At 42.5% G+C, this 21,235-nt stretch carries 22 protein-coding genes; 11 read left to right on the forward strand and 11 right to left on the reverse strand.

Annotated elements, in window-relative coordinates; genetic code table 11:
• Positions 1 to 216 (forward strand): hypothetical protein (locus FILTAD_RS15780; RefSeq protein WP_160117565.1); only part of this gene is annotated, 216 nt, incomplete at its 5' end.
• Here the strand turns inward: FILTAD_RS15780 and lplA are convergent.
• Positions 182 to 1,174, reverse strand: a complete 993-nt coding sequence (gene lplA, locus FILTAD_RS05270) for a lipoate--protein ligase (protein WP_124069470.1) — start codon at positions 1,172 to 1,174, stop codon at positions 182 to 184. The genes FILTAD_RS15780 and lplA overlap by 35 nt on opposite strands.
• A 521-nt stretch (positions 1,175 to 1,695) precedes the next feature.
• Here lplA and yhfH (FILTAD_RS05275) point away from each other — a divergent pair.
• Complete coding sequence (yhfH, locus tag FILTAD_RS05275; RefSeq protein WP_124069471.1) at positions 1,696 to 1,818, forward strand: protein YhfH; 123 nt, start codon at positions 1,696 to 1,698, stop codon at positions 1,816 to 1,818.
• Positions 1,819 to 1,899: 81 nt separating this feature from the next.
• The gene (yhfH, locus tag FILTAD_RS05280) at positions 1,900 to 2,022 is read left to right on the forward strand and encodes a protein YhfH (RefSeq protein ID WP_427854286.1); all 123 of its coding nucleotides are present in this window, start codon (positions 1,900 to 1,902) and stop codon (positions 2,020 to 2,022) included.
• A 61-nt stretch (positions 2,023 to 2,083) separates the two neighbouring features.
• On the opposite strand, the gene hemY is transcribed toward yhfH (FILTAD_RS05280), so the two are convergent.
• From hemY to hemE, 3 genes are read right to left on the reverse strand one after another with little or no spacing between them, the layout of a single operon-like run.
• A complete protein-coding gene (gene hemY, locus FILTAD_RS05285) occupies positions 2,084 to 3,505 on the reverse strand; it encodes a protoporphyrinogen oxidase (protein ID WP_124069473.1) in 1,422 nt (473 codons plus the stop codon).
• Positions 3,506 to 3,524: 19 nt separating this feature from the next.
• Positions 3,525 to 4,457 (reverse strand): ferrochelatase, encoded by a 933-nt coding sequence (hemH, locus tag FILTAD_RS05290; protein ID WP_124069474.1) that lies wholly within the window; start codon positions 4,455 to 4,457, stop codon positions 3,525 to 3,527.
• Between the two features lie 30 nt (positions 4,458 to 4,487).
• A complete protein-coding gene (gene hemE, locus FILTAD_RS05295) occupies positions 4,488 to 5,528 on the reverse strand; it encodes a uroporphyrinogen decarboxylase (protein ID WP_124069617.1) in 1,041 nt (346 codons plus the stop codon).
• 207 nt (positions 5,529 to 5,735) lie between these two features.
• Here hemE and FILTAD_RS05300 point away from each other — a divergent pair, with 207 nt between their 5' ends.
• The 3 genes from FILTAD_RS05300 to FILTAD_RS05310 all read left to right on the forward strand — a co-directional run bounded on the left by FILTAD_RS05300 (position 5,736) and on the right by FILTAD_RS05310 (position 8,242).
• Complete coding sequence (locus FILTAD_RS05300; protein ID WP_124069475.1) at positions 5,736 to 6,245, forward strand: antibiotic biosynthesis monooxygenase family protein; 510 nt, start codon at positions 5,736 to 5,738, stop codon at positions 6,243 to 6,245.
• Positions 6,246 to 6,374: 129 nt separating this feature from the next.
• Positions 6,375 to 7,538: a M20 metallopeptidase family protein gene (locus FILTAD_RS05305; RefSeq protein WP_282432570.1), complete on the forward strand. Its 1,164-nt coding sequence runs from the start codon at positions 6,375 to 6,377 to the stop codon at positions 7,536 to 7,538.
• 182 nt (positions 7,539 to 7,720) lie between these two features.
• Positions 7,721 to 8,242 carry a competence protein ComK gene (locus FILTAD_RS05310; protein WP_238988162.1) on the forward strand — a complete coding sequence of 174 codons (522 nt, stop codon included), beginning with the start codon at positions 7,721 to 7,723 and terminating at the stop codon, positions 8,240 to 8,242.
• On the opposite strand, the gene FILTAD_RS05315 is transcribed toward FILTAD_RS05310, so the two are convergent.
• From FILTAD_RS05315 to FILTAD_RS05330, 4 genes are all read right to left on the reverse strand, one after another.
• The gene (locus FILTAD_RS05315; protein WP_124069477.1) at positions 8,232 to 8,591 is read right to left on the reverse strand and encodes a YhjD family protein; all 360 of its coding nucleotides are present in this window, start codon (positions 8,589 to 8,591) and stop codon (positions 8,232 to 8,234) included. The genes FILTAD_RS05310 and FILTAD_RS05315 overlap by 11 nt on opposite strands.
• 263 nt (positions 8,592 to 8,854) lie before the next feature.
• Positions 8,855 to 9,430, reverse strand: coding sequence for a YybH family protein (locus FILTAD_RS05320; RefSeq protein WP_160117566.1), 576 nt, complete (start codon positions 9,428 to 9,430; stop codon positions 8,855 to 8,857).
• A 74-nt stretch (positions 9,431 to 9,504) separates the two neighbouring features.
• Positions 9,505 to 10,179 carry a response regulator gene (locus FILTAD_RS05325; RefSeq protein WP_124069479.1) on the reverse strand — a complete coding sequence of 225 codons (675 nt, stop codon included), beginning with the start codon at positions 10,177 to 10,179 and terminating at the stop codon, positions 9,505 to 9,507.
• Positions 10,180 to 10,200: 21 nt separating this feature from the next.
• Entirely contained in the window at positions 10,201 to 11,358 is a 1,158-nt protein-coding gene (locus FILTAD_RS05330) for a sensor histidine kinase (RefSeq protein WP_124069480.1), read from the reverse strand.
• 136 nt (positions 11,359 to 11,494) lie between these two features.
• On the opposite strand from FILTAD_RS05330, the gene FILTAD_RS05335 reads away from it, so the two are divergent.
• Together FILTAD_RS05335 and FILTAD_RS05340 are read left to right on the forward strand one after the other, a co-directional pair.
• Positions 11,495 to 12,127, forward strand: coding sequence for a YigZ family protein (locus tag FILTAD_RS05335; RefSeq protein WP_124069481.1), 633 nt, complete (start codon positions 11,495 to 11,497; stop codon positions 12,125 to 12,127).
• Between the two features lie 182 nt (positions 12,128 to 12,309).
• Entirely contained in the window at positions 12,310 to 13,365 is a 1,056-nt protein-coding gene (locus FILTAD_RS05340) for an LCP family protein (protein ID WP_124069482.1), read from the forward strand.
• Between the two features lie 119 nt (positions 13,366 to 13,484).
• Here FILTAD_RS05340 and FILTAD_RS05345 read toward each other — a convergent pair whose 3' ends face one another.
• Positions 13,485 to 14,528, reverse strand: coding sequence for a glycosyltransferase family 4 protein (locus FILTAD_RS05345; protein WP_124069483.1), 1,044 nt, complete (start codon positions 14,526 to 14,528; stop codon positions 13,485 to 13,487).
• 262 nt (positions 14,529 to 14,790) lie between these two features.
• Between FILTAD_RS05345 and secA2 the strand changes: the two genes are divergently transcribed.
• The 3 genes from secA2 to FILTAD_RS05360 all read left to right on the forward strand — a co-directional run bounded on the left by secA2 (position 14,791) and on the right by FILTAD_RS05360 (position 18,686).
• Positions 14,791 to 17,154, forward strand: coding sequence for an accessory Sec system translocase SecA2 (gene secA2 / locus FILTAD_RS05350; RefSeq protein WP_124069484.1), 2,364 nt, complete (start codon positions 14,791 to 14,793; stop codon positions 17,152 to 17,154).
• Positions 17,151 to 18,053, forward strand: a complete 903-nt coding sequence (locus FILTAD_RS05355; protein WP_124069485.1) for an accessory Sec system S-layer assembly protein — start codon at positions 17,151 to 17,153, stop codon at positions 18,051 to 18,053. The genes secA2 and FILTAD_RS05355 overlap by 4 nt, the downstream gene beginning before the upstream one ends.
• 309 nt (positions 18,054 to 18,362) lie before the next feature.
• Positions 18,363 to 18,686, forward strand: a complete 324-nt coding sequence (locus FILTAD_RS05360; RefSeq protein ID WP_124069486.1) for a hypothetical protein — start codon at positions 18,363 to 18,365, stop codon at positions 18,684 to 18,686.
• Between the two features lie 61 nt (positions 18,687 to 18,747).
• On the opposite strand, the gene FILTAD_RS05365 is transcribed toward FILTAD_RS05360, so the two are convergent.
• Together FILTAD_RS05365 and FILTAD_RS05370 are read right to left on the reverse strand one after the other, a co-directional pair.
• Positions 18,748 to 19,449, reverse strand: a complete 702-nt coding sequence (locus tag FILTAD_RS05365) for a glucosamine-6-phosphate deaminase (RefSeq protein ID WP_124069487.1) — start codon at positions 19,447 to 19,449, stop codon at positions 18,748 to 18,750.
• A gap of 452 nt (positions 19,450 to 19,901) precedes the next feature.
• The gene (locus FILTAD_RS05370; RefSeq protein WP_124069488.1) at positions 19,902 to 21,218 is read right to left on the reverse strand and encodes an NAD-dependent malic enzyme; all 1,317 of its coding nucleotides are present in this window, start codon (positions 21,216 to 21,218) and stop codon (positions 19,902 to 19,904) included.
• Between the last annotated feature and the right edge of the window lie 17 nt (positions 21,219 to 21,235).

Raw genomic sequence — 21,235 nt, forward strand, 5'->3', positions numbered from 1 at the left:
ATTGATCGCTTCGATAGCAACTTTGAGCGCGCGGCGGCGATGATTGATCGCTTCGATAGCAACTTTGAGCGCGCGGCGGCGATGATTGATCGCTTCGATGACATCTTGAGCGCGCGGCGGCGATATGGTATTTTTCCAATCAAGAATAGCCCGACGAATGTCGGGCTATCTTCTGATATCATTAATAAATTAATTGGAGAAACTCTTCTTTTGTAATACCGCCCAAATATGTAGGAATGTCTACCGAATTGAGTGCGTCACTCATTGACTGCTTGTCGTATTGGACGCCTTTCAAACTTTCTTCAAGAACGGCTACATCGCCGACGCCGAAAAAGTCGCCGAAAATATTGACGTCTTCAATCAGTCCTTTATTCACTTGGAGACGCACATCGATGCCGCCTACCGGGAAACGGTGGGAATGTTGCATATTAAAATTCGGAGATTTACCGTAATTCCATTCCCAGTTGCCGTAGCGTTTTTTCGAGAGTGCACGAATATTTTCCCAATCTTCTTCCGTTAACTCCATATAGTTGATGTTTTCATTGCCATCGAAAATTGAATTCAGTACTTCCAAACGGAACTGTTCAATCGTCATCGGCTCTTTTAGGAATTCGGTAATGTTGGCCACACGGCTGCGAATCGATTTGATGCCTTTCGATTCGATTTTATCTTTTTTCACTTTGAGTGCCGAAACGACGCGCTCGATTTCTGTATCGAACATGAGCGTTCCGTGGCTGAACATACGGCCATTCGTTGAGAATTGCGCGTTACCTGAAATTTTACGACCATCTATCAATAAATCATTACGGCCGAGAAGTTCCGCTTTCACGCCCATGTTTGCAAGTGCTTCAACAACAGGTTCCGTGAACTTTTTGAAGTTACGGAACGAATCCCCATCATCTTTTGTGATGAAACTAAAATTCAAATTGCCTAGGTCATGATAAACAGCACCGCCGCCCGACAAACGGCGTACAACGTGAATACCATTAATATCGACGAAATCGGTATCTATCTCTTCAATCGTATTTTGGTTTCGCCCGATAATGATTGATGGTTCGTTAATGTAGAAAAGCAAAAAAGAATCTTTATCGATATCCATCGTCTTCAATACATATTCCTCAATCGCAAGGTTAATGCGTGGGTCTGTAATACCTTTATTATCAATGAAATACATACAAATCGCTCCTTAAAAATAGGTTCTTCTATATATGTTGACATAAAGAATCCTCTCAACAACGCTCGGCGCTCGGGGATGCCTCCCACAATAAGCCAGCAACAAGACCGCTGTCAGTCTTATTGCTTCGGCTACCCCTATGAGGCGCCTTCGCTGGAAATTTTATAGAATCATTCGTTCAACTTATATAGTTTATCATTTTTACTCATGAAACACCTTACAAAAAACTTTTCAGAATAAATCATCGAATTGGTTGACATTTATCCAACTGTTATAATACACTAGTAATAATACTTCTCGTTATAGTACAAAACTGAAAGGGAAAACGTGACGATCATCTAAAGTGGTAGTTATTTCCTCTAAGGTCAACTTGCAAAACAGATGGCAATGAAATCGAAACGCGTCATGATTGATACAGCAAAAATTGTAACATTCCTCACTTTTTTTTGGACAGTCTGTACTATTACAAAGAAGGAAATGAACGGCGTACTAATACAATATGGAATGGAGTTGAATAACTTATGGAAAACGTGATTGAGTTCTTTAAAAACTTACCTGCCAAGTCTTGCGCTACTTGTGGAGAAAAAATCGAAGAGCAACATGAGTGCTACAGCAATAAATGCGACAAGTGCAATATTATCTAATTTTTTTGCATAGACTGTACTATTACAAATTATTTTTATTGGTCAGTACTACTACAAAACGGATAGGAGATGAACGTAATGATGGAAAATGTTATCGAGTTTTTCAAAAATCTACCCCCGAAGACTTGTACCGCTTGTGGTGAAGAAATTGAAGAACAACATGAGTGCTACAGCAATAAATGTGACAAGTGCAATTGTCTATAATTGAATGCAAAAACAACCGTAGGAGCCATCATGCTCCTACGGTTGTTTTTTAATTTCCCGATCAAAACAGTTTTTTCACGACTTCTTTCATCGCCGCTACTCCTTGGTCAATGCAATCGGGTAAACCGACGCCATTGTACGAAGCGCCCGCCAGCAACACAGTCGGGAATTTCGTTCGCAATTCTACGCGCGCCGCCTCTATCCGTTGCTTGTGACCAACCCGGTATTGCGGTCGGTCTTCTTTCCAGCGGGTAATGACTGTGAAATCGGGTTTGCCTTTTATGCCGATAATTTTACTGAGGTCTGCAAGCACGATTTTTTCGATTTCACTATCTGATAGGTCAACAATTGCCTGATCGCCAGCACGTCCGACGAAGGCGCGCAACAACACTTTCCCATCTGGCGTTGTGGTCGGCCATTTGCGATGTGTCCACGTGCATGCTGTTATCGAATAGTCACTTGCACGGGATACGAGAAATCCAGTGCCTTCATTGTCTTGCACGACATGTTCTTCTGGAAAAGCTAGTGCCACTGTCGCAACGGACGTTGTCGGTATTTGCCTTACATCTTGCAATAGGCCGTGGGGTGCGAATAGACGCCCCGCCATTTCGTGTCCCGTTGTCATGATGACTGCATCCGCTTCGATGGTTTGTCCGTTATTCATTGTAAGAACGTTCTTGTCTCCGTTTTTATCAATCGCTTCCAGCCGGACACCTTTCATAACAGAACCTGGTTCCAGCTGTTGTTCGAGTGCATCCACAAGTGTTACGAGACCGTTCCGGAACGTATGGAAGGCGCCTTCTTTCTTCGCCGCAAGCCCATTATTCGCAGGTTTTTGTTGTGGAGTTGTTTTTTTCATGCCAAGAATAAGGCTACGGTGCCTTTTTTCTACCTCGTAAAACTGTGGATACGTCGACTGCAAGCTTAAGTGATCAATATCGCCCGCGTATACACCGGAAAGAAGCGGTTCAATCAAGTTCTCAACGAGTTCCGCACCGAACCGCCTGCGGAAAAAACGACCGAGGGACTGATCTTCTTTAATGCCTGAACGCGGAAGTACCAAATCCCCTGCTGCACGCATTTTTCCTGCCAGTGAAAACAAATCCGTCTTTAAAAACGGACCCATTTCCGTCGGAATGCCCATTACCGAGCCACCTGGAATCGGATGAAGTTTACCACCTACAAGGACATATGCTTGACCTGTCGCATTTCTCACAAGCTCGTTTTCGATACCAAGGTCTTTTGCCAACGTTCCCACACTTTTTTTTCGGATGAGAAAAGAATCAGGACCACGTTCAATGACAAAGCCATCACGTCGAACCGTCTGGATTTTACCGCCTAACCGGTTTGAGGCCTCTACAAGAATCACGTCAAGCGGAAGGTTTTTTTCACGTGCCTCTTTTTGCATATAGTACGCCGCGGAGAGACCTGTAATTCCCCCACCGACAATGACGACTTTTTTGTTTTGTTCGTTCGTGTCCATGAATTCATTCCTCCTGAAATTATTCCGCCGTTTCCAGTTTTTCAAACACTGCATCTACCATAGCGTCGATAAAGAGTGGATCTATGTTCGGCATTGCAGGTCGGTAATAAGACGCGTCGATTTCATCACAAACCACTTTGCACTCATGGTCATTATCGTATAGCACTTCCAAGTGATCTGAAACGAATCCAACTGGGGTGTACACGAATGCTTTATAACCATGTTCTGCATGTAGATCACGTGTTAAATCTTGCACATCAGGTCCTAGCCATGGTTCCGGCGTTTGTCCCGCACTTTGCCAGCCGACTGCGTACTTTTCGACGCCAGCTCCTGCTGCAATCATATCTGCCGTTTCTTTCAACTGATCCGCATATGGATCTCCGTTTGCCAAGATTTTTTCCGGCAATGAATGCGCTGAAACGATGTAGCAGGCATTTGCCCGTTCTTCTTCGCTCATACTGTCAAAGGTGTTACGCACCTTATCAACCCAGTAAGCGATGAATTTCGGTTGTTTGTACCAGCTTTCCACGGATGTGACTGTCATGCCTAGTTTGTCCGCCTCTTCTTTCACGCGGCCATTGTATGACTTAACCGAAAACGTTGAGAAATGGGGTGCAAGGACGATTGAGACAGCTTCTTTAATGCCATCTTCATGCATTTTCTGTACAGCATCTTCGATGAATGGCGCAATATGCTTCAAGCCGATATAGACGTTGAATTCGATGTCTTCCTGTACTTCATTCAGACGGTTACATAGCGCATTTGCTTGGTCTTCCGTAATTTTCGCTAAAGGGGAAATGCCGCCGATTGCTGCGTAGCGGTTCTGAAGGTCTTCCAATTGCTCGGGTGCTGGTGGACGACCATGGCGGATATGTGTGTAGTACGATTCGATATCTTCTTCTTTATTCGGCGTGCCGTACGCCATTACTAAAAGCCCCATTTTTTTCTTCATGTCAGTCACCTCTTCGTTTGAATCAGCGCGTTATTTACGCAACTGTGCACTATAGCTATGAATTAATTCTGTCAGTTTTTTCAAGGTTGCCGGTTTTACATCCGGGAATACACCGTGGCCAAGGTTGAAAATATGACTGCCATGTTCCACACCTTGTTCGATGATTGTTTTCGCACGTTCTTCAATAATGGACCAATCTGCAAGCAGCATCGACGGATCTAAGTTCCCTTGTAACGGTTTAGTCAATCCTCGTTCGCCCGCTTCTTTAATGGACAAACGCCAATCGAGGCCCACGACGTCCACAGGAAGGTCATGCCATTCGTTTGCCAAGTGACTTGCACCGACACCGAACGTGATAAGGGGTACATTCAGCTTGCGGAGTTCTGTGAAAATGCGTGTCATAACCGGCTTGATAAAGATACGGTAATCAGCCACATTCAATGCGCCAACCCATGAATCGAAAATTTGAATCACTTGTGCACCCGCATTGACTTGGGCAGTGATGTACGTAATCGTCATGTCCGCCAATTTGTCCATGAGTGCGAACCATGTTTCAGATTCCGATACCATGAAGGACTTTGTTAAATTATAACTCTTTGATGGACCGCCCTCAATCATGTAGCTTGCGAGGGTGAATGGTGCTCCTGCAAAACCGATAAGTGGCACATTCAATTGTTCCGTCGTCAATAGCTTGATTGTTTCCAGAACGAACGGGATATCATCTTGTGGGGATAATTCGCCAAGATTATGAACATCTTGGACTGTACGGATTGGATTCGAAATAACCGGTCCCACGCCCGATTTGATTTTCACGTCGATACCGAGACCGGATAAAGGGGTGACGATGTCTTTATATAGAACAGCTGCATCGACGTTATATTGGTCGACCGGCAACTTTGTGACGTATGCGCAAAGTTCAGGTTGATGGGTAATTTCTTCGAGTGAGTATTTCTCTTTTATTTTCATGTATTCGGGCTGAGAACGACCTGCTTGTCTCATGTACCAAACGGGCGTATGCTCGATTTTTTCTCCACGTGCTGCGCGAAGTAATGTATCATTGAACGTTGTCATGTGCTCGATTCCCACTTTCATTATTAATTTCAGTATTAGTATATCCGTTCTCAATATAGTCATTTTACGGAGTAAAGTATAGCGCTAGCCCTTGTTTGTCATTAAATTGTGCGCCATTCCCTATTAATTTGCCATAGATTCGTCAAAGTTTGTTTTAACCGCTCAAATAGGGGAAAATGAATATATAATTGGAGGAGGTATTTTATTATGAACATTTTTATCACATCAGGTACACCCGAATTCATGGAGAAGTTAAAAGAAGACCATACAGGAGAGGTAATGTTCGCACTGCATGGTGATGGTAATTCGTTACTGTTGCATGAGACGGATGGAAAAACGGTCTTTCAGACACCGCGCAAATATGAAGTGATCGGCACTTCAGGTACGCTTGAAGATAATGGCTATTTCGTCTTCAACAATATTCCTGTGACAGATGAAGGACGACCGGTTTTCGAAGACCGTTTTAACAACAGAGCAGGTGCTATTGAGTCAGAGCCTGGATTCGTAGCATTCCGCTTGCTTCGCCCTCTCGATTCGGACACGTATATCGTGATGACGGAATGGACGGGTGCATCTTCCTTCACGCGTTGGCAAAACTCCAATTCATTTGCACAAGCACATTCAGCTACCGAAAAGGCGGCAGGTGTTGACAAAACACCGCATATTTTCTCTAGTGCTTCTTATGTAACGACTTACCAGACGAAGAAAAAAGACTAAGACGCTTTGACCCGCTTGTTGGGTCGCGTCTTTTTTTATTGCTCGAGGCTAGATTGCAGGTTCCGAAATCGGTTGTTATACTTAACTCTTAAGCATTCAAACTATTTGGAACTTGAGAGGGGTAGTCGAGTGAAAGAGCAATTATTCGAGCGGTTGGATAATGCTTATGAGGATATGGTGATTATACGGCGCCATCTTCATATGCATCCTGAATTATCTTTTCAAGAAGTAAAAACTGCGCAATACATCCGTGATTTTTATATAAATCTTGGAGTGGAAGTGCGCGAAAATGTAGGCGGGAATGGCGTTGTCGCTCGTATTAAAGGCGGACGTCCGGGTAAAACAATTGCTCTTCGTGCCGATTTCGATGCCCTTCCGATTCAGGATGAAAAAGATGTGTCGTATAAGTCCACCGTTGCAGGTGTCGCACATGCTTGCGGCCATGATGGACATACCGCCACATTACTACAGCTCGCCAAAGCGATCCATGACATACACGAAGACCTTGCCGGTGAATATGTCTTCATCCACCAACATGCCGAAGAATATGCGCCTGGTGGTGCGAAGTCGATGATTGAAGATGGTTGTCTTGAAGGCGTAGACGCTATTTTCGGGACACATTTATGGTCTTTAACCCCATACGGTGCAATTGAATATTTAACAGGTCCTGTTATGGCAGCGGCCGATCGATTTGTACTTACAATTCAGGGCTCAGGCGGACATGGTGCGGCTCCCCATCAAACAAAAGATGCTATCGTTATCGGATCACAACTCGTTATGAACTTGCAGCAACTTGTATCACGCCGCGTCAATCCGATTGAATCTGCTGTCCTATCCGTTGGTTCATTCGTAGCTGAAAATGCTTTCAATATTATCGCAGACTCTGCAAAACTGGGAGGTACTGTTCGCACATTCAATCCTGAAATCCGTGACTTAATGGAACTTGAAATGAAACGAATTGTTGAAGGTACAGCTCTTTCAAATGACTGCACAATCGAATTCGACTATATACGCGGCTACCCACCCGTTGTTAATCATGCAGCTGAAACAGAATTTATAAAAACCATTATCGAACAATTGCCTGACGCAGAAGCTGTCGAAGCAGAACCTCAAATGGGAGGAGAGGATTTTGCCTACTATCTCGAAAAAGTACCCGGTACATTTTTCTTCACAGGTGCAAAACCAGTAGATCCTTATCCCCACCATCATCCTAAATTTGATTTTAATGAACGAGCGATGCTTCTTGCTGCAAAAGCACTAGGTGCCGCCGCAATTGACTATCAAAACAACTAACTATGCAACCGTTTTTAATCTGCACCACTGTAGATTAAAAACGGTTTTTCCATATAAAGCATCCAGGTCAAAATAACTGTATTTTATCAGTGATTCAAATTATTCAAAATAACAGTTGCATTAAAAATATTCCATTTTATAATTAACCATATACAAAAATAGGGGGCTTATAATTGGAAACTGTGAAACAAACTGCTAACTACGTCGTCTCCTTTGATACATTCATGGTACAACCGGTAATCCATAATAACAAAATATCGTCTCGTGTTATCGAACGAAATGGCGAACTTAGGATTCCTAGGAAGCCGCTCCATATCGTAAAAAGTTCATGTGTGTATTATGGCGGTTCTTTTCAAACTTCGTCGAATACTGCGAGGCTTGTGCTCGGAAAGAGACATAAAACGCCGATAATCGTCGCACATGATTTCGGAAAACCCTATATATTCCTGCCTACGATGTCACCATCCTCTACACAAAGTATCTGGGTTTCTTATCACGCAATTGATAATTTTGAACCAGACGATATGGGTTGCATCGTCCATTTGGAGAATAATCGTTCTTTCAAAGTGAATGTCTCCGAGAATACGATGCATCGACAATATTCTCTTGCAGCACTTTTAGAGAAAGATTATGCAAAAAAACAAAACCAGTTAAATCGTTCTTTCTTTTTGGGTTCATACGAAAAAAACAAATTCAATGATTGACTTGCATAATGAAAACACTTAGCAGCTCTTCTGTTCGATTGCGTAAACGGACATTCAAATAGCGTCGATGATCTTCATACCCGCCGTGAATGAATACATATTCCGTAAATGTATCATCCATTTTATTGCGAATGACTTTCATATCCCGGCGTCTTAAATAACTATGTGTTTCTTTCAATTCGGCACGTGCTAGCCTTGTCGCCTCTTCAACCATGTTAATATAAGGTCTTTTCAATTTGAAAGGACCTTTTTCAAAGGATTCACGATCCCTTTCCAAAATAACGAGAACCATCGGCAAGTAAATCATGTTCTCAAAATACGGCAATGCCTCTGCAGGTATTAAAGGCATCGAAATTCCTCCTTTCCATATTGAATTCGGTGTCTGTAACCGGCACCAGATGTGTTATTAACCAAGGAATAACCCAGGGAGATAATTGCTAGTGTGGGACAACAAATTTATTTATTTATTTCTCAGTCTGGAACAAATGTTCCCATACACTTATAATATGCTTCAATACACGAAAAATCAACCACCAAATTTATGGAAATAAGATGTATACAAACGCAAAAAAACACCCTCCGCTAGCTTAATAGCGAAGAGTGTTTAAAGTCTTATTTATTTTCATCGTTACCCATATAATGTACGGCTGAAATTTTCCACTTTCCATCATCTTTCGTTAGCACAGTCACTTGGCGCCCGCTTGGAGATGTCTTCAGTCCAGTTGATTTCTGCTTCATAGTTGTCTCAAGATTCGCGAATACTTGCGCTTTTTCTTCATCATATTTAACAATCGTCACATCAGATACTTGACGTTTAAGTTCATTTTGATTAAAAGCCTCCGTTAATCCCTTACGCTCTTCTTCCTTATCAAAGCTTTCTGTACGATCTGAAAGCGTTTCTATATAACCTTCAATATCCTGCTCATTAAATGTGTCGATATATGCATTGAACACACGTAAAATCTGCTCTTTCTCTTCTTGCGGAACCCCCGTCGCTTCTTCAATCGTATTACCTGACAGATTAAAGCCTATTCCCTTATCCTCTACGCCGTGATCAATCGCACCGTATGCATTTTTCGCTTCCCCGTCTGTGGCCGAACCTTGCGTAGAAGAATTGTTTTCTTCCTTGTTGCAAGCACCCAGTATAAGAATAAGCGTTAAAACTAGTAAAAAAGCTATTTTTTTCATCATAATTCCTCCTACGCAAGTAAAAAGGCCGCTCCAAACGGAAGGCCCTTCTCTTTTCTATTCGGTACTTCTCTTTATTTCACTTCAACCCAACCATTTTTAATGGCCGTAACTACGGCTTGCGTTCTGTCGTTTACAGACATTTTTTGCAGAATGCTTGAAACATGATTCTTAACCGTTTTTTCGGAAATGAATAATGATTCACCAATCATCCGGTTGCTTTGCCCGTCAGTTAGTAGTTGCAACACTTCACATTCACGCTTTGTAAGTAAGTGGAATGGCCGGCGGATATCATTTTGTTGAAACGACCCCTTATGCTCACGTTCACTTAACCGGCGGAATTCCGTTACAAGGTTATGCGTCACTTTGGGATGAAGATAAGAACCACCGGCTGCCACTACTTTGATGGCCTGTACAATGGCATCCGCGTCCATCTCTTTTAACATATATCCGAGAGCACCCGTTTTAAGTGCATGCGACACATACGACTCGTCATCATGAATCGACAGCATAATCACTTTTGCATTAGGATATTCACTAATTAGATTTTCTGTCGCATCCACACCGTTCATACGCGGCATGTTAATATCCATCAAGACAACATCCGGCATGTATTGTCGGTAAAGTTCATTTACCTCATTACCGTCATCTCCTTCAGCAACAACCTCAAAAGAGTCTTCAAAGTCCAAAATACGTTTTACCCCTTCACGGAATAATTGATGATCATCTACAATTAATATTTTAGCCATTTTCATTTCCTCCCAATGATTCTAATCGTCAATTATGTCATTTCTGAATGGAATACGGAAAAGTATGGTCGTTCCATTGCCTATAAATGAGGAAACATTCATCTCACCTTTCAACAAATCGATACGTTCACGCATCCCGATAAGACCGAATGACTTATCTTTCACTTCTTTTTGATCGAACCCTATACCATTATCTTTGATAATAATATTCATTATATCGCGAAGCCACTCAATATTCACCCAAATATCCTTCGCTTCTCCATGTTTCAACGCATTTGATACACATTCCTGCACCAACCTGAACACTGATACTTCGAAATTTGTATGGAATCGCTGCTCTTGACCATTGTTTTGAAAATGAATTTCGACGTCTTTTTCATATTCGCCAATTGTCGAAAGGTATTTTCGTAACGTCGGGATTAGTCCGAGATCGTCAAGCGCCATAGGGCGAAGATCGTAAATTATCCGACGCACTTCCAACAAAGCAGTTCTAACCATCCCTTTCAAATCCGTCAATTCAGCGAATGCACGTTCCGAACCTTTTTGTATAAACGTTTTTTCGATTAAACCAGTGCGTATCAGAACATTTGCCAACATTTGTGCAGGCCCGTCATGAATATCACGGGAAAGTCTTTTCCGTTCTTCTTCTTGCGCCTGAATAACTCGAATACTAAACTCCTGTTTATTCCTCGCGTTTTCAAGTGCCATACCCACATCTTTCAAATCTGATGTTAGGTAAGTGATAACGGTCGACACTTGAGTGATTAGTTCATCTGCTCTCCCAATCGTATCTAGAAGCGCTACTAGACGCCTATCCAGATCATCCCTGCGAATACGAAGCTGTTTCTCCTCCATCTGACTGACCGACAACCGTACGAGCAAGTCATTTGCAACCTCGTACGCTTGCCTAACCTGCTCTTCCGAGTAGTTAGCGAAGTTCTTCGATACATCGGCAAGGCGTCTTCGTGAATGGCGGGTCATCCCTTCCAAATAATCGACTTCAGTAATTACCCGGGAAATATTTTTTTTCACTTCTTCAAGCTCATTTTTCATTTCTTCAAAACTTTGGCGACTTTGTTCGCCTATAATGAAAATATCATTCTTTGACTGATCCATTGCACGAACCATACTGTTGAATATTGTTTCGAGCGAGTGGATATCCACTGCATTATCTTTCATTTAATCCTCCCCCATCCTAAACTTAGATAGTAAAGTAAAACGAGGAATGATGAATTCCATGCGCTCATCATATAGTATAGCATCATAGGACCAATTGAATATTAAAATTGTATTACAAGTGAGGGGTGTTCCGCAAATGCGAGCAAATTACTGTACAGTAAAAGGAAATGGCGAAAGCGAACTTATTATACAAAAGTCAAGATTCCTGTCATATGTCAGCCGCGCTGAAACAGAACACGAGGCTCTTGACTTCATCCAGTCGATTAAGAAATTGCATCCCGCCGCAACACATAATTGTTCGGCTTATATGATTGGTGAACAGGATGGAATCCAAAAAGCGAATGACGACGGCGAACCGTCCGGCACTGCCGGATTTCCGATGCTTGAAGTATTAAAAAAACAAGGTCTGAAAGACACGGTGGTCGTCGTGACACGCTATTTCGGAGGCATCAAACTTGGAGGCGGCGGTCTTATCCGGGCTTATGGACGTGCAACGACAGAAGGGATTGCGGCTACCGGTATTGTCGAACGGAAGAATCATTATTTAATGAAGGTGACAATTGATTACACATTTTTAGGGAAAATTGAAAACGAAGTAAGACAATCCTGCTATCCGCTAAAAGAAATCATGTACTCAGATGGAGTGGATCTTTTCATATACGTTCCTGTCGAACAACTGGAAGAATTCAGGACGTGGATACTGGAAATGACGAATGGACAAGGTGAACTATCGTCGATTTCTGATGAATTTCTCGAATTCAACACTTGAAATGGTATACGAATGACATAAATAATAGTATAATGTTGAGGATTGCTATTTTATATCAACTGAAACTTCCCTTGGTTTATTAACGTCTGTATCTACTGAAAGGCGCACTATCATTTAGGCGCCACCACTTAAAAGTTCGGTTATACGTGAATTCCGTTTAACCGAGTCCGGAGGAACTAAATATGAAAAGACGAGAGTATAAAAAAGATAAGAATAAGTCAGGTAAGCGACTGGCGCTAAAAATATCACTTTTTGTCGCCTTATCTGCATTACTTGTTGTCGTCGCCTATGGGGCATCTTTACAAAATAAAGCGGCTGACGCCGCAAACCGGGCATACGAAGCGTTACCGGGTCGGGATAAATCAGATATACGAGAAGCAAAAATAGAGCCGGCTCATGACAACGTCTCCATTCTATTCGTCGGTGTCGATGATAGTGAAACCCGGGGGCAAGGCGACGATCATAGTCGGTCGGATGCACTTCTTGTCGCCACTTTGAATCCTAAAGAGAAATCGGTCAAACTGTTGAGCATTCCCCGTGACTCTTATGTATACATTCCCGAAGTGGGTTACAAAGATAAAATCACACATGCGCACGCATTCGGCGGTACAAGTGCGACAATTGAAACAGTTGAAGAGTTACTTGATATTCCTATGGATTACTATATTAAGATGAATTTTAATGCCTTTATTGACATTGTCGATGCACTCGGCGGAATAGAAGCCGAAGTACCTTACGACCGTATTGAAAAAGATGAATTTGATAAAAATACCATTCAACTGAAAAAAGGCTTGCAGCATTTGGATGGCAGACATGCACTTGCGCTTGCACGTACACGCAAAGCTGACAGCGACATCAAACGCGGTGAACGCCAACAGATGATTCTTCAGGCAATTATGAAAGAAGCTACTTCCATCAAATCTATTACCAAATACGGTGACGTCATTGATGCACTTGGTGATAATATGAAAACGGACATGACATACGATGAAATGAAATCATTTTTGGCATATGTCAAAGGTGGTATGCCACAAGTGGACTCAATCAGTTTGAAAGGCTATGATGATATGTCGACAGGAACGTATTACTATAAGCTTGACGATACTGATTTAGCCAATGTAAAACAGCTATTACAAGCGCATCTCGGGCTTATTCCAGACTCCTCGAATTTGACTGACAGCAGTTCAAGTTTAAGTGGATCCGCCAATGAAATATCTGAAGACAATTTCAATGAGTAAATGTAAAGATGAGCCCCGTATCCCGGGCTCATCTTTTTTTTTGCATTAACGTACATAAAAGATAAAAAAAACAGCCATACTACTTTAATGAAAGTGTATGGCCTCAACAAATACATATTTTATTTTCCAATCATTCGGACAAGATTTAAAATCGGTCTGTAATTTGTACCCGCCAGGCCTATGAGCTCAACAAATAACTCGATAGCAATTAGCATAATGATTATGAGTATAATCGCTCCCCAGACAGTTGCTTGTGAAAACAACACTGCTGCAGCACCGAACAAAATTGCTATTCCATAAATGATTAATACCGTCTGTCTATGTGAAAACCCAGTCCGCAGCAAACAATGATGCAAATGGGATTTATCCGGTGCCGAAATCGGTTGCTTCATGCGGATACGACGAACAATTGCAAAAAACGTATCAGAAATTGGAACACCCAGCATAATAATTGGGATAATTAGTGAAACGACTGCAACGTTCTTGAACCCTAACAAAGCTAAAACCGATATCATAAATCCAAGAAAAAGTGATCCTGTATCTCCCATGAAAATCTTTGCAGGGTGGAAATTGTAAAAAAGAAAACCAAGTGAGCTGGCAGCAAGAATTGAAGCAGTTGCAGCAACAAAAACGTTTCCCATAATAACAGCCATCACTGTAATTGAAATAAGCGCTATGGACGAAACGCCTGCTGCAAGTCCATCTAATCCATCTATAAGGTTAACGGCATTTGTTATACCGATAATCCAAATAATTGTTATCGGAATGCTGAAATACCCAAAGTCAAATTGACCAATAAAAGGCAGTGTAATAAAATCAATCTGTAATCCGCCCCACGCAACCACTACGGTAGCTGCCGCTAATTGGCCAGCTAGCTTTGCTTTCGCTGTAATTTCAAGCATATCATCAAGAAAGCCTGTGGCAATGATAATAATTGCTCCAACGAGAATTGCGGTGGAATGCTCATCTGCAGGTCGTAGGATGGCGTATCCAATCATAAATGCGCCAAAAATTGCAAGCCCACCTATTCGTGGCATAATGGCCGCATGTACTTTTCGGTAGTTCGGACGATCAACCGCACCAATTCGAAATGCAAATTTTATGACGAGCGGAGTCAGTATAATGGATGCTACAAATGCAACAGCCAATGCAAGGAATAACATGTCCTTCCTCCCTCATATAATCGGTAATTTATCAAATCAACAGTATTATACCATGTTTAATGGACGAAAGCACCCTTCATAGAAATTATTTATCAACTTGAAGTTACTTCTACACTTACCTTTCCCCCATCCCCACGGTCCTATCCCGCGTATTTTCCTTCCTTATTGTAACAACGTTCATGTTAAGGTAGTCATTTGCCCACCTTTTTGATAAAATAGGGAGTGAATCCTGTAAAGGGAGCGGAAAAAGGAGCGTTCAAACATGTTATCATTATTCAAACGTTCATCTCAAACGAGCGAAAGACAACTACGAAGATACCGAAAAATTGTTCAACAAATAAATAAAATAGAATCAACATATGAAACGATGTCGGACGAACAGCTAATATGTATGACCGACAAATTCAAAGAACGTCTACTATCGGGGGAGACCATTCAATCGATTCTTCCGGAGGCATTTGCGGTTGTCCGTGAAGCTTCCAAACGAATTCTTGGCATGCGGCATTTTGATGTCCAATTGATTGGCGGACTCGTACTTACCGAAGGAAATATTGCCGAAATGCCAACCGGTGAAGGAAAAACGCTTGTCGCTTCCCTTCCCTCTTATGTACGCGCACTCGAAGGCAAAGGCGTTCACGTGATTACTGTAAATGACTACCTTGCAAAGCGCGACTTTGATCAGATTGGTCAAATTCACCGTTTTCTCGGCCTCACTGTTGGGCTGAATGTACCGATGATGCAAGGACCCGCTAAGCAAGCGGCTTATAACGCTGACATTACATATGGAGTCGGCACAGAGTTCGGCTTCGATTATTTGCGCGACAATATGGCACAACAGGTCGGACAAAAAGTGCAACGTCCCTACCATTTCGCCATTATCGATGAAGTCGACAGCATACTGATTGACGAAGCAAAAACCCCGCTCATCGTTGCAGGTAAAACGCAAGCAGATGCGGATCTTCACCATATTGCCGCACGTCTTGCAAAACGTTTCAAAGTGGAAGTGGATTACGATTTCGATGAAGATACAAAAGCGACTTCCCTAGCTGAAACAGGAATCGCAAAGGTTGAAAAAGCATTCGGCATCGAGAATTTGTACGAACTTGAACACCAAACGCTTTATCATTATATGATCCAGGCAGTACGGGCACACGTCATATTTAAACGTGATGTAGACTATATCGTAAGGGATGAAAAAATCGAACTTGTCGATATGTTCACAGGACGAATCATGGAAGGTCGTACCTTATCAGACGGCCTTCACCAAGCGATTGAAGCAAAAGAAGGCGTGCCGATTACAGATGAAAACAAAGCACAAGCACAAATAACCATTCAAAACTATTTCCGCATGTATCCAAAATTATGCGGGATGACAGGTACAGCAAAAACACAAGAAAAAGAATTCCGGGAAGTGTATGGTATGGAAGTGATTCAAATTCCGACCAACCGTCCGAAAGTCCGAATTGATGCACCTGACCGTGTATATAAGACAATAGATCAGAAATACAAAGCAATGGCTAAAGAAGTAGCTGAACGCCATGAAAAAGGACAACCCGTTCTTGTGGGAACAACTTCAATCCTACAGTCGGAAACAGTCGTCAACTATTTGGACGACTACAAACTCGATTACACTTTGCTCAATGCAAAAAGTGTCGAACAAGAGGTGGAACTCATTTCCCAAGCAGGACAAATGGGTCATATCACTGTCGCCACGAACATGGCGGGACGAGGAACCGATATTGTACTCGGGGAAGGCGTCGCAGAACATGGTGGACTTTTCGTACTCGGTACGGAAAAACACGAAAGCCGTCGGGTTGACAATCAGCTCCGTGGGCGTTCAGGTCGTCAAGGTGATCCTGGTGAAAGCCGTTTCTTCCTCTCTCTTGAAGATGACATGTTCAAACGTTTCGTACAAGATGACCTTGAGAAGTTCCAAAAGAAAGTGAACACAGATAAGGAAGGGCTTGTGTTAAATCCCGATGTCGATGAATTAACGGATCGGACACAGCGAATCGTTGAAGGCGTCCATTATTCAATGAGGGAATACAATCTGAAACTTGATGATGTCATCAATGATCAGCGTGAGGTCATCTATACTCTTCGGGATAAAGTAATTGAAAAAGAAAGCGTTCTAGGTCAGTTGAAAACAATGCTTGCTGAAACTGTCGAATTTGTTGTTCTGGATAGTTGCCGAGACGAGGATCCTATTGAAAATTGGGATTTCGAACGGATTGAGCGCACGATGAACGGTTTATTGTTGGAGCCTGTCGAAATTCCACGTTCGTTTGAAAAAACAGCGTCCATTTTGAAAGCCTATAAAGAGCCACTAGATGAGTTACTTGCTTATATTGAAACATTTGCTGAGAATGAGCAAGTCAACCAAATGATTCCACAAGTGATGCTCTCTCATATTGATACGATGTGGGTCAAACACCTTGAAGTAATGACCCGCTTAAAAGAAGGTATCGGACTCCGTTCCTACGGGCAAGAAGACCCAATGCGTATTTATCAACGTGAAGGTTTGGAACTTTTCGGTACACATTACCAGAAGCTACGCCGTAGTATCGCTGCCGAAGTAATCGGCTTCATGAAACTCATTACAAACCAACAGGAGGTACAAGAATGAAACTTTTCTCTATCTTTAACAAAGCCGAAAAGACTGGTTCGGATAGTACAATCAGCTCCGATGAAATCGTCGAGGGCGTAAACGAAACGACTGAAACGGATGAAGTGGAAACAAAACTTTCCCTTCATCCTGAATGGAACGTACCACAGGAACAAGAATATGTTTTCCGTTTTCTTTCAAATGAGCTTGAACCCCTTAAACCAAATCAGATTTCCCTTTCAGGAATCGACATTGATATCGAACCTGCAAACGGTAGCTGGCTTGTCAAAGCGTTCTTCCGTTCTTCCCTTGACCAACAGATTTCAGTTGGCTCTGTCGAACTAATGTTGCTTGATAAAGAAGGAAAAACGCTAGCGTCTGATGAATTCGATTTAAAAGAACTGGGTGATATCCCAGGACGTAGCGCAAGACCGTGGGTATTCGTTTTCACTAAAGAGAACATCTTCACAGAACAACCGCCTACAGAAAACTGGAAACTTGCATTCAACGTACAATCGATGATTCCCCACAAACTTGAATTGGAACAAGCTTGGGAAGACGGATTGACGGAAGATCAAAAGGACGGACTTGCAAAAGTTGTCGAAGGCCTTCCGAAACTCAAACCACGTGAAGTGAATATCAGCGGTTTCCAAGTTAAAGAACAAGAAGATGGCGGCATTGCAGCATCTATCTTCATTCGTAATGGACATTCGAAACAAATTAATATTGAGAAACTACCTTTGGAGCTGATAGATGCGAATGGCGATCTTGTTGCCAACGGATCATTTACACTTGATTCGTTGTCTGTAAAAGCAAACACGACGAAGCCGTGGACATTCATCTATCCAAAAGAGCTTGTTCAGAAGGAAACGCCTGACTTTTCCCGTTGGACAATTCGTGTCCCTCAACAGAATGATTAATCTATGAATAATCAAAGAGACTGTGTAACTTGTCGACGAATTGTCGGCTGCGTTACACAGTCTCTTTTTACATCGGATTGAAAGAAGTCCATTGAACCCCGCTTCGGCGCTTGGGAATGCCTCCCGCAATAAGCCAGACAGAAGTTCGCTGTCAGTCTAATTGCTTCGGCTACCCCTGAAGGCGCCTTCGCTAGTTCGTATCACATACCCAGCGCTTGAACACATCCGGATACAAGAGCAGATTCACAGTTTAAGATTCTCTACAAAGGGAAAACAGTGACTAACACACTAACTGCGGAGGTGAATAGAATGGAAGATAAAACCGACTTTTCTAAAAGAAGAACTTCAATAGATCAACCGGATGATGCAGAAAGTAACAATCTTCAAATTGAGCCGTTCGATAAAAACGAAAAGAAATTCACAGGAGATTCCGAGCTTCAGCATGCCGCGGGAGATTATGAGCCCATATACGAAGAGGATGTCATTCTATCTTTCGATAATCCTGAACGAGAGTTAGTAGAACCGAGCGAAGATGAACAACAGCATCTGGAAATTGAAGAAGAAGTAGAACGTGCAGACGAAATTGAGGAGTTCCGCGCGTCTTACGGAGCCTATGATCCAGACCGAAACTAAGCGAATCCCCCAAAAAAAATGCCCGCATTCCGTCATAGGAATGTGGGCATTCTGCATTCAATCAAACGTCAAGATCTGTAATAACCGTGACATCTTTATGTTCAAGTAGTTTTGTAATAGGCCATTCAGTTGTCACAGTGCCTTCAAGTAATTTTGAAATAGCAGCCCGTTTCTTTTCGCCAAATGCAAGCAATATCAATTTCTTTGCATTTGTGATGGATTGGATGCCCATTGTTATGGCTGTTTCAGGAATTGCTTCGTCGTTTTCAAAGTATTGGCTGTTAACGCCAAGTGTTGAATCTGTCAGTTCTGCCACATGTGTAACAGAGTCGAATGGTGTGCCGGGTTCATTGAACGCGATATGGCCATTTTCACCGACCCCAAGTAATTGGATGTCAAGTGGGTTTTCGTTAAGCATCGCTTCATAAGATGCACATTCTTCATCCAAGTCATCTGCTAAACCATTTGCAATATGTGTTTCTTTGAATTTCTTTTTATCGAAGAGATGTTCGTTCATAAAATAAGCGTAGCTGTTCGGACTTGCCGCCCCGATTCCAACATACTCATCCAAGTTGAATGTAATGACGCCTTTAAAATCAAGGTCGGATTCCACCCATTTTTTATATACAGGAATCATCGTACTTCCCGTTGCGAGACCAAGTACATTGAGCCTTTTGTTTTCGAGTTCTTCTTTAATCATCCCAAAAACATGTTCCGCCCCTTGTTCAGGTCCCTCAACTTTTACGAGATTTACATTATTCATTCAAATCAACTACCTTCCACTAAAAATTTAGCTTACATTTCATTGTAATTTTTACAGCCACTATGGTCAAATTTTAACTAAGTCTTATTATCAAAAATTGGACTGCGGCTTTCGATAAAGCGAAACTTCAATCAGTAGGGGTTTCGACAGTTAAATACATACGGAAGAAATCAACGTTACTTGCCTTCATAGTTCCGATTATATGCAGATGTAGTTCATCGCGTCACTCGGGGTGGGAACATCTACTATCATTCAGTTTGTCCCTTGGTCACTCGGTTATGCGGAAATAATTAGTGTATTATTTTGTCGGGCATTATTCACGTACTTTGACCTTCCACTTGTTTATCCGTATTACCGGAAAGTAAAACTTCCACTGATTGGGATTTAACTTAAGCTATCGAAAAAGCCATCAACCAAATTTCGTTTGGTTGATGGACTTGCTGACGCTTGCTTTACTCTATATGATTGGCTGCACGCTCCACTGCCGAAGCTACATTGAGGTGGACAGTTGGGTCGAGTGGATGTGGGACTAGATCCCCTGGCTTTGTGCTTTCGACAATTGCTAGTGCTGCCGCAATAAGCATTGGGTACGTGATTTTTTTCGCTTTTGCATTAAGGGCACCACGGAAAATGCCTGGGAATCCGAGTACATTATTTACTTGGCGACCATCTGCTGCAAATGCCGCCCCAGCCGCAAGTGCATCTTCAGGTGTAATTTCAGCGTTCGGATTGGAAAGCGCTAAAATTATTTGTCCTTTTTTCACCATTTCAGGTTTAATAAGACCTGCTACCCCAGTTGTTGCAACGATTATATCGCATGTCGCCATTAGCTCGTCCAGCGTATCGATAACTGTACCGCCATGCTTGGCAAGTCTTTCACATGCTACCTCATTTTGATCGATGCCGCGCATTTCCTTCACACCATAAGCCATAAGCATCCGGCTGATCGCAAGTCCAGCGGCACCAAGTCCGATTTGACCGACTACCGAATCCGACAGTTTAACGCCTTCCTGGTTACAAGCTGAAAGAACGGAAGCGAGCGTTACAACAGCAGTTCCGTGCTGATCGTCATGCATAACAGGCATATCAAGCTCCGCCTTAAGACGTTCTTCAATTTCAAAGCAATGAGGAGAGCCGATATCTTCAAGTAAAATACCGCCGAATCCTTTATGAATATGTTTTACCGTTTCGACAACTTGGTCAGGATTGCTCGTATCAAGCAAAATCGGGATACCGCTGATACCAGCAAATTGATCGAATAACACAGCTTTCCCTTCCATTACAGGCATTCCTGCAACAGGACCGATGTTCCCCAGCCCTAGAATTGCCGTTCCGTCTGTAACGATTGCAACAGTGTTCGATATACCAGTAAAATAGTCGGCTTGTTCGGGATCGTTTTTAATGACTTCACAAACGTTTGCGACACCCGGCGTGTAAACCCGACGTAAATCACCAAGTGAACGAATTTCCATACGTCCTTTCATATGTATTTTTCCGCCTTCGTGGGCTTGAAGTACTTCATCCGTTACCGCATGCACACTTATTCCCTCGCCAATAGCGTTTACCGCATCCACGATACGTTGTAAATGCACCTCACTCGCACATTGAACAGATATATCTCGAATTGTCGACAGCGTACCAACTTTGATTGTCTGGATATCGCCTATATCCCCTTCCAATTGCCCGATTGCAAGTGCGACTTTCGCAAAGTTCCCCGGCTCTGAAGGTGTCTCTATAATTAAATTCCGCATGAATTGAACTTGTTCCATTTTAAATAACCTCCTGG

This window comes from Filibacter tadaridae (genome assembly GCF_900609045.1).
Lineage (GTDB): Bacteria > Bacillota > Bacilli > Bacillales_A > Planococcaceae > Sporosarcina > Sporosarcina tadaridae.